Below are 7925 nucleotides of genomic sequence, written 5' to 3'. Positions count from 1 at the left end.
GCCTCACCCCGAAGCTGGCTGCATAGGAAGGACTCCACAGGTCGAGGGGATTGACAAGTCGACCTCCTGTTCCGAGAAGGTGATCTCGTCATCGACCTCCTGCTCCGGCACCCTGTGCGGGGAACCGCATGTGGCGGCCGGCCCAGCCGCCACCGCGGCTTGGCACAAAGACCGACACGCTGCCCCCGACCGCGCTGGTGAGGACGAGGTCCTCGACGCGGAACGAAAGCTTCGGTGGATCGCAGAGCGCTGGGAGGAACCACTCGGCGTGAATCGCGCCACAATGGCCTGCTGCCCCGGTGTCGGTGTCGGGACAGTGAGGCGCGCTGCTCGACAGGCAACGCCAGACCTGAAGATGCCGGTAACAGTCGCGGATGACTATCTCGCTGCCGCTGGCGATCTCCCTCCAGGACGTATCGCCGCCCCTGCCCCGGGGCGCCTGGTCGATCAGGGCCGCTCGATAAGAGCCGGATTCCATCGTGCTCCATGCCTAGTCGGCCTTCGACGCCAATGAAGCTCGCGGGGGCACGGGAATGGGTGTGCCGAAACATATGGGGCCTGCCGCACCCGCAGCCGGGCGGGTCCCCCTGGTTTGCTGTGGCGAACAAGCGGCACACGGCTTGGATTGTGGTCAACATCAACGCCACGATCACCACCGCCGCGTTCAGAAAGGCCGCGCCTGCGGTGACCTTCAGAACACCTTCGGGCTGACAGAGGCGATGCGGCGGATTCGCATACTGAGTGAGGGCCCCGCCGCAGGTGCACCGCTTGACTAGCCGCAGCTCAGTTCTCCAGAGGCGACGCTTCTGATCGAAGTGTCCCAACAGGCTTGCCGTTCACAAGCTCCCGCCCTGCAACCCGGACAGGCCACCTGCCGAGTGCGACGACCTCGCACCAATACCCCAAATCTCACCGGGCAGTCAAACCCAGATTCACTCGATTGGGTCAGATCAGGGCAGAAAGCGTGAAAGAGCAGCGGGCTCCCTCATCATTTTTCTTGGGCCAGATCTGGCTTCATGAGGGGAAAATCATGTCCAATGTCTTCGCTATCATCACTGAACAAATCCTGCGCAACTGCGGCGGGGAGCCCATCTGCGCGCACGTGGGCGATGTTCAGGTTTGTGCAATCAAGAAGCATCCGACATATCAGATGTTTCGTAGGCAGGTTCGCCTAGATCGATCGAAATCCATAGCAAGCCTGCGCCTCTGGGAGTCAGTAGTCACCTTGGCAAGAGAAGGCAATCAACAGGAGCGAGAGAAATGGCTGCTGATCGCATTGGATTTACTAACCCCGTACTTTGAGGGATGGTCGAAAGAACTGGCACGACAGTGGCACTATGAAGTTTCCGACATCAGGTCGGCGATAATAGAAGGACTCCTTGAGGCGTGGTCGTCTACGGCAGACGGCGTACCTTCCAAGAAGCTGCGAGATGACATGATGACTCGCGCCTTCGCCCGCGCTCGAAGCCTGGTGGACGTCGGATCCTCGGAAACATGTACGGATAGTGTGGAGTTTTGGATTTCAGAGGGCACCCACTGGGGTGATTCCACTCTGCGTGCGTCGTCAATTATCAATGCGAGTACGGTAAGGAACCCGGACGCCGATGAGAGAATTCGCGGTGAGCGGATAGGGGCCTTGTTGCAACGAATGGGGGCCATGGGCCATGCGAAGTGCCTACATAGTAAAATCCGGGATGGCTGCCGCAACGAGACGCATACTCCCGCTATTAGCCCCACGCAGGTCGGGCGCTCCTGGGTTGACGGGGGAAATCTTTATTATCGATTTTCCGACCTCCTACCGCAGCATATAGGATTCAAAGAAGCAGCCAGTACCGTTGGCTTCTCAGAATCGCATGCATCAAGGAAAGCCAGGAAGGGGTCCCTCCCCTTTCGCGTGCTCTGGATTGGCAATAGCAGGGCGGTTTCAGTCAAGTCGCTCATGCACATATTGGGCATCCAGGACTCCACATTGCATCCGGACGACGTGGAGAATGGAGCTTCCCATATCGGCAGTTAATGGAAATCGACGGATTACTGAGGTTGAACTCGTGTTGTCGCCCTGCCGTCAGGCGGGTCTGATGGTCAGGCCGGTTTCGGTGAGGCAGCCGTCGATGAGGTGACTGCGGTATTGGATGGGGCGTAGGCCGTGTCGGATGCGGCGGACGAGGTGCTCTGGCGTGCTGAAGGCGACGTTGGAGAGCCTGCCGCGCCGTAGGAGTGACCAGATGCCTTCGACGGGTTGAGGTCGGGTGCGTAGGGCGGCAGATAGTGGATGGTCAGCCAGTCCCGGGTCTCGGCGAACTCCCGCAGTCCGGCGGCCTTGTGGACGTTGAGGTTGTCCAGATGAGGATGATCGGGCCGTCGAGCTGCTGGTGCGCGGCGATCAGCAGGTCTCGGTAATCGCGCCAGGAGAAGCTCTTGCGCCCGTCACGGTTGCCGTCGTCGCGGCGGGGCCGGTAGATGAGCCGGGACCGGTGGCCGGGTTTGTAGCAGGTCGGCGCCGCGATGGATATCCGTCTGCGGGAGCGGCCACGGACCCGGACTGCTGGAGTGCGGCCGCGCGGCGACCAGGTCTTTGCGTGCGGCGGCGTCATGGAGAAGCCGGCTTCGTCCTCGAAGACGAGCCAGGCTCCACGGGCCGCCGCGAGCCTTCCGCGCAGGGCCACACCTCCTTGACCCACCCTGCGACCGCGTCGTCGTCCCGGTCCATCGCTCGGCGGGCCGGCACTTGGCAGGACCAGCCATTGCGTAGCAGCAGTTTCCGTACGCCCTGAATGGTGTAGGTCAGGTGGAACCGTCGGCCGATTACGGTCTTGACCCGGTTCAGGGTCCAGCGCTGGTCCTCCCAGCCATGCGCGGCCGGCCCCTTGGCCAGCTCACGCTCCAACCGCGCGAACTGCTCGTCGTTCAGCCGTGGCAACGACGCGGGACCACTCGAGCGCAAGGCCCGCGAACCGCCCCCGGCCCAGATTCGGCGCCACCTCTGCACCGACCGCACAGTCACGCGCAGGTCTTTCGCAATCACCGTGCTCGACTCGCCCCGGTCGAACCGCTCGGCCGCCTCCAGCCGTAACTGTTCCCGGAACTCCTGACGGTCGGCGGTCAGGCCGCCACCCTGTGGATACCGCATGCACAGGTGATACCGCAGGGATCAAGGTCCGTCAGCCCCTACGACACCACGAGTTCAGCCGCAGTAAGTGCCCTTCCAGGACTGTACTCAGGGGCACCGACAGGCGAGGGCTAGTTGATCGAAATCAGGCCCATCGAGGCCGGACGCCTCCGGCGGAAGCGCGAGCCGCCGCCTTCCACTACGCACTCTGTTGGAAAGTCACCCCCGTTCCTATGGTGGAGAAATGGCAAATGGGGTGTGGCACACCGGATATGGCCTAGAGATCAATCTGTCACTGTCTGACCTCGGTCACCCGGGCGTCCCGATCTGTTGCGGGAGATCACCGCGAGCGTCGCCGACCGCGACCCGCAGCTGCTCGAATGCCTTGCGCACCATGACGGCCGCGACTGTCTGTCGGAGTCGGGCGGCAAATCCCCGTGGATGTTCATCCGCCGAGGGCGCGTCGGGGGCCGCCGGCCGCTCGTCGCCTCGCACCTGCCGGTAACGCACAAGGCCACACCGGCCGGAGAGCGAGCAGCACAAGGCCACGAAGGAGCGGATCGTCGAGACCGCCTTGCGCTATGGCCTGGACGCCGATGCCGAGGTGCCTACGGCGAACCGCCGGAGCATCTCCGACGCCCTTGTCACCGGCCCCGGAGGTATACGGATCGGCTGGGAGATCCAGTACCACCACCTCAGCCCGAGCAGCGTGCACCGTCGCTCGGCCAACGCCGTGCAGCAGAACATCACCCCCTTGTGGGTCGCGAAGGACCGCACGGCTTCCTTGATAGACCGGGCGCCCTGGGCCCGCGTGGACGACATGCCCTGGAGGGAGATTGCCGGCGGGAAGGAGATGGTGATCCGCGGTGGCTACCGCCACCTCCAGGTCTGGAAATGCGTGGCCAGCAGCGAGCGCCACTGCCTGTTGACCGATGGCGCCGGCCACTGTGACGAGGTTCACTCGGACTGGTTCCTGCCTGCCCTGTGCCTGCCGGAGAAGAAGGCGGTGCACCTCGAAGACCTCGTGCTGTCGAGCGCGACGGGGGAGAGCGTGCCGGTCTACGTGCCCAATCGGGGGAGCGGCCGGGCAGGGCGGCACATGTGGGTCTCGGCGGCCGACTGCGAGCGCTGGCTGCAGATGGTCGGCGAGAAGATTCCTCTTCCAGAGGTGCCGGGGCAGGAGGAGGACGACGAGATCACCTTCGCCGAGCAGGAGATCGACCGAAACTGCCGAGCGGGTGAGGAGGGTTGGTTCGTCAGCGAAGCACGGCCCATTCGAGACTTGGGGCAGCCGACCGGCGGCTTCACCTTGCCTCGGATGCCGTCGCATCGGTCGCGGAATCCCACGCTGATCTTGCCCGTCGAGCGGGCTGCCGCCGCTGCCGCGCTGGGCTGCCCGCCCTGGGAGCTGGGGCCGTGCGCCGGGTGCGACCAGCTGATGCGCCGGTACGGGCGCGACGCGGCCATGTTCTGCGGCGTGTGCCGCGAGCTCCTGAACGGTCGGTAGGCGCCAGCGGTCCGCTGGCAACAACTGCGACGAAAACTGCAACCACCAACGCCGAAGGGCCCCACCGCAAGCGGTGGGGCCCTTCAACGTATTGCCCGGTGAGAGCAATGGCGGAGGATACGAGATTCGAACTCGTGAGGGGTTGCCCCCAACACGCTTTCCAAATGTTCGTATGGGGGTCCGGTAGGGTTCGTAGGCGTCCTGACCGGCAGCGGAGTATCCGAGGCGGACCTGTCCGGACGGGTCCGGACGGGGGTGAATGCAACCCCAACTGCAACCCTTCGCCCGCCAGCGGTCACCCCTTACGACACTCGTGTGTTCACCGGTTTCCACTCGGATGCCGTCCGGCCGCTCGGTTCGAGCCCGAAGCGGCGGACACGATCCGCTTCGTCCTCATTGCCCAGCCCTTCCAGGACCTCCGCCAACTCGGCGATGCAGAAAGATTCGCCCGTCAGCGCTCCACGCCGGTAGCAGTCGACGGCCTCCTCCGTCCGTCCCGCCTGGGTGGCGAGGAAACCTGCGAGTTGGTGGGCGGTCGGTACCCCACGGCTCGCCGCTTCCCTGGCGCTTTGCAGCGCCTCTTCTAGGCGACCGTTCTCCGTACGAATGAAGGCCGATCGCCACAGGGCGCCGGGGTTCCCAGATGCCGCGAGTTTGGCCAGCCAGTCGATCGTTGCCTCGTACCCGTCCACAGCGAGCGAGAGGTCGCACGCTATGAGGAACGCTGGCATGTTCAGCCGCGGAACATTTTCGCGGCACCAGCGCAGCGCTTCTTTGGTCCGTCCGCCGTTCAGCAGGATCCGCACCAAGGAAGCCGACGCCACGATCGATCCGGCGGCCACGTGAGCCTCCAACCACTCGATCGTCCTTTCCATGCCCTCGCATTCGACCGCCAGGTCAGCCGCGGCGTCGAAAACCATGCGGCCACCTTCGGCTACGACCTCCCGGTAGCAGGCGAGCGCTTCGACCGGCCGGTCCGTTTCGATCAGGGCCTCGGCCTTCGCACGCGACACCCTGACGCCTCGCCGTTCCAACTCCTGAAGCCAGTCGAGGGCTTCCTCCGCATCGCTTTCCGTTGCCACGAGACGGGCACATCGAAGCACCGAAACTGCGTCGCCCGCCTCCGCTGCCCGCCTATACCAGTCGATCGCCTCACCCTGACGGCCGTTCTCTTCGGCATTCTGCGCGACCGAAAAAAGTGCGACGGCGTTTCCTTCATCGATGAACTGCTGAAGCCAGCCCATCGCCTCACCCTGGCCACGGTTCGCGAGAGTGTCTTCGGCGGCGTACTCCAGGGCTAGGTCGTCGCCTGCTTCGGCACGGGCTCTCAGCCAGTCCATGACCTCGCGTTCTCTGCCGAGTGCGCCGGAGAGCGAGATCAGGGAGGCGTGCGTCCCGTGATCACCTGCTTCGATCGCGCAGCGGTACCAGTGCAGCGCCTGATCGTGCCAGCCGGCCCTCTCCATCAGCTCGCCGGCCAAATCCAAGGTCTCCCCGCTCCCGCTCTTCAACGCGCGGAAGTGGAGCCGGAAGGAGTGCCGGAAAAGACCTCGGTTTCGGGCTTCCCAGGCGAGGCCACTGTAATCACCTGGGTTCGAGAATTCGGCGACTGCCTCCCACAATGAGTTCGGAGCACCGATGGTCGATCTGCTGACCCGCCCGAACTGATCCAGGAAATCCGCCAGCCGATAACGCGGTTCCACCTCGGCCGGGGCGCTGGGTCGCGGGCGGATCTTCACGAGTGGGCTTGTGGCGCCCCGGCACCGTCTACCGAGGAACGCCAGCGTGTCATCGAACCATCCGTCCGGCAGATCGTCCCATTCGTCGTCGGCCATGTAGTCAGCGGCGGCCCTCTCTAGCAGCGCGGGCGGGAGTTCCTTCCGGCATCCGAGTCGACGGGCGTCCATCGCTGCGTGTAGGACCGCTCTGGCAGCCGCCGGAGCGGTGGCATAGCGTTCCATCAGGGCGAAGGCGGCGGAGAGATACTGCGTGATGCGACCGTCACGGGCGCATTCGACCGCCTCGGCGAACCTCGTGTCGGTACGTGCGTACTCCCGCGCCTCGCTCAGCGCCGACTCGTCGAACTCCGAGGGGACGCGAATGCTGCGTCCAGTGAGGAGGACCCTGGCTTCCCTGTGTCGGTCGGATTCCCCCGGGTCGGGCCGGGTGGTGAATTTCTCCCACTCCGTGGGCCACAGCGTGCCCAGGACCAGGACGGGCCGGCGGGCCGCATCGTTCAGCAGGTCCCGCAAACCAGCGGCTACGGCAGCCCCCTGTTCGCTGCCCGGGGCTGACAGGAAAGCAGCGAGATCGTCGAGCCACAGCACTGTCCGCGGACCTACGGAAGCCATGCCCCTGAGGAGTGCTTCACCCGGGCTGGGGGCGATCGGCTGCCAGAGCCGCCAGTCTGCGGGCAGGGTCTGCACTGCCTCCCAGCAGGCGCGGGTCTTCCCTGACGACGATTCACCGACGAGGACGACGAGCTCGCTGTTGCCGCTGATGGCGCTACTCATGGCCTTCGCCAGTGAGTGGTCATGGCCGCGTCCGACATAGACGGGAAGCACTGCCGGGGGGCCGTCGGTGGCCGCGCCTTCGGTCTGGATCACCCGGTGGACATCCAGTGCGTACGGATCGGTGAACATGCCGATCGCCGCGCCGGGACGGTCCGGAGCGCGGTCGGTCTCGTGCCTGCAGAAAGCCTCCGCAGTGGCCCTCCCGAAGAAACGGACTACCAGGTCAGGAAAGCCCCTTAGAATGTTCGATAGTTGCCCCTGGTCCCACAGTTCGATCTTCAGGTTGTGGTGGGCTTTGCGAAGTTCCGCCAATGTCTCGACGACCTTCACGTCCGAGGCGTCCGCAGTCGTGATCACGACCAGGCGCTGGGCCGCGAAGGGGCGTGTACCTTCCATATAGCGCTTTACCGCGTCCCTCAGATCGGCTGCGGTAAAGCGCTCGTAGCGCTTGGCCTGATACACCGAAGTCGGCCCCGAATCAAGGAACGCGACGACGTCGATACCCTGCTGTGGCTGCCCACGGCGTCCGAACAGCCGGGCTTCGCGGGCTTGGTCGACCTTCAAGGCGAGAGCAGCCACCAGGTGCTCGACGGCTTCCCACGTGAGGTCGCCGGTGTTAAGCAGGAGTGGGGCCGTGTCTGTCAGTGGCGGTGCGTGGGGGAACTCAGAGCACACCAACGGATGATCCGGCCCGAGGACCTCTCCGTGCGGCTCACTTCCGGTAGCGACTTCGCTCACGGCGCCCTCCCCGCCGGTGATTGTAGACGCACGAGCTACGGCCGCTGTCCTCGGTGAG

The 7925-nt window shown here is 64.8% G+C and carries 3 protein-coding genes and 2 pseudogenes; 2 read left to right on the top strand and 3 right to left on the bottom strand.

Going from position 1 to position 7925, the window contains the following annotated elements:
* Positions 1–1030: 1030 nt before the first annotated feature.
* Positions 1031–2017 carry a hypothetical protein gene (locus A6A29_RS44870; protein WP_143197028.1) on the top strand — a complete coding sequence of 329 codons (987 nt, stop codon included), beginning with the start codon at positions 1031–1033 and terminating at the stop codon, positions 2015–2017.
* Between the two features lie 48 nt (positions 2018–2065).
* On the opposite strand, the pseudogene A6A29_RS48115 reads toward A6A29_RS44870, so the two are convergent.
* Positions 2066–3130, bottom strand: a pseudogene (locus tag A6A29_RS48115) (IS630 family transposase).
* A gap of 553 nt (positions 3131–3683) precedes the next feature.
* Here A6A29_RS48115 and A6A29_RS21865 point away from each other — a divergent pair.
* Complete coding sequence (locus tag A6A29_RS21865) at positions 3684–4616, top strand: hypothetical protein (RefSeq protein WP_241838595.1); 933 nt, start codon at positions 3684–3686, stop codon at positions 4614–4616.
* Positions 4617–4724: 108 nt separating this feature from the next.
* Here the strand turns inward: A6A29_RS21865 and A6A29_RS45320 are convergent.
* A pseudogene (locus A6A29_RS45320) lies at positions 4725–4899 on the bottom strand.
* A 19-nt stretch (positions 4900–4918) separates the two neighbouring features.
* Entirely contained in the window at positions 4919–7867 is a 2949-nt protein-coding gene (locus A6A29_RS21860; RefSeq protein WP_158074435.1) for a tetratricopeptide repeat protein, read from the bottom strand.
* Between the last annotated feature and the right edge of the window lie 58 nt (positions 7868–7925).

Origin of the sequence: Streptomyces sp. TSRI0281, from assembly GCF_001905125.1 — a bacterium.
Classification (GTDB): Bacteria; Actinomycetota; Actinomycetes; order Streptomycetales; family Streptomycetaceae; genus Streptomyces.
This window is presented reverse-complemented; position numbering and strand designations above follow the sequence as displayed.